Raw genomic sequence first — 1333 nt, 5'->3', positions numbered from 1 at the left:
AGGATCAGCACTCGCGCATCGGGTTGTGCGATAGCCTCGCGCAGTCGGGAAAGTTCGAGCAAGGCTTCACTGTCATCGCCTTCTGCCGGGAAGCTCACGTCCAGCCCGTGATCCTCGAGGATCTGCGCAGTCGCCGCGCCGACGCTGAACCACTTCACACCGGGCGGTGTTGGCCAATACTGCTCGAGCAGTTCGACGCCGATCCGGGCGGCCGGCTTGCTGACCACAATAACGGCGCAGAACTGATCCAGTGCCAGAATCACCTGGCGCATTGTGTCAGTGGCCGCAATGGGCATGATGTCCAAAAGCGGCAGACTGTTACTGAATATCCCCTGCTCGGCCAAAAGGCTGCTCAGCGCCGCCGCCTCATCGGCGGGACGCGTCAGCAGCAAGCGCCAACCGATCACTCGTGACCAGCCTCGCCATAGACCGCTTTGAGGATGGCGTCGGCACCCTGGCTGAGCAGGTCTTCGGCGACTCGAACACCCAACGCCTCGGCATCGCCGCGAGGGGCGCGGGCTTGTGCGCTGAGCAGCAGGCCCCCGGCTGGATCGCCCACCAATCCGCGCAACCAGACCTGCTCACCTTCCAGCACGGCGTAGCAGGCAATCGGCACCTGGCAGCCACCATTGAGGTGCTTGTTGAGGGCTCGCTCAGCGGTCACGCGGGTGGCGGTGTCCTGGTGATGCAGAGGTGTCAGCAACGCATGGATTTCACTGTCACCGCTACGGCATTCGATACCCACCGCGCCCTGGCCACCGGCCGGAAGGCTGTCGTCGACGCTGATGGCCGAGGTGATGCGATCTTCGAATCCCAGGCGGATCAGGCCGGCAGAGGCGAGGATGATGGCGTCGTATTCGCCGGCGTCGAGCTTGGCCAGGCGGGTGTTGACGTTGCCGCGCAGGAAACGGATTTCCAGGTCCGGGCGGCGGGTCAGCAATTGAGCCTGGCGGCGCAGGCTGGAGGTGCCGACGATGCTGCCCCGGGGCAAATCATCCAGGCTGGCGTAGGTGTTGGAAACGAAGGCATCGCGCGGGTCTTCCCGCTCGCAGATGCAGAACAGGCCAAGGCCTTCGGGGAAGTCCATCGGCACGTCCTTCATGGAGTGCACGGCGATGTCGGCTTCATTTTCCAGCAGCGCGGTTTCGAGTTCCTTGACGAACAGGCCCTTGCCGCCAATTTTCGAGAGCGGTGAGTCAAGCAGCTTGTCACCACGGCTGACCATGGGGACGAGGGTCACCAGCAGGCCCGGATGAGCCGCTTCAAGACGGGCCTTGACGTATTCGGCCTGCCACAGGGCGAGAGCGCTTTTGCGGGTGGCGATGCGGATCTG

2 protein-coding genes are annotated in these 1333 nt (G+C 63.9%); both read right to left on the bottom strand.

The annotated features are described in order from the left end of the window. The coding region (locus tag BSF44_RS29125; protein ID WP_172435421.1) for a uroporphyrinogen-III synthase at positions 1 to 407 on the bottom strand (407 nt) is incomplete at its 3' end. Next, positions 404 to 1333, bottom strand: a 930-nt coding sequence (gene hemC / locus BSF44_RS29120) for a hydroxymethylbilane synthase (protein WP_141250118.1), incomplete at its 5' end; no start/stop codon positions are given. The genes BSF44_RS29125 and hemC, both read right to left, overlap by 4 nt.

This window comes from Pseudomonas sp. ACN8 (assembly GCF_002303925.1).
Classification (GTDB): Bacteria; Pseudomonadota; Gammaproteobacteria; order Pseudomonadales; family Pseudomonadaceae; genus Aquipseudomonas.
Note: the sequence above shows the minus strand (reverse complement) of the source record. Positions and strands in the feature narration are given on the sequence as shown.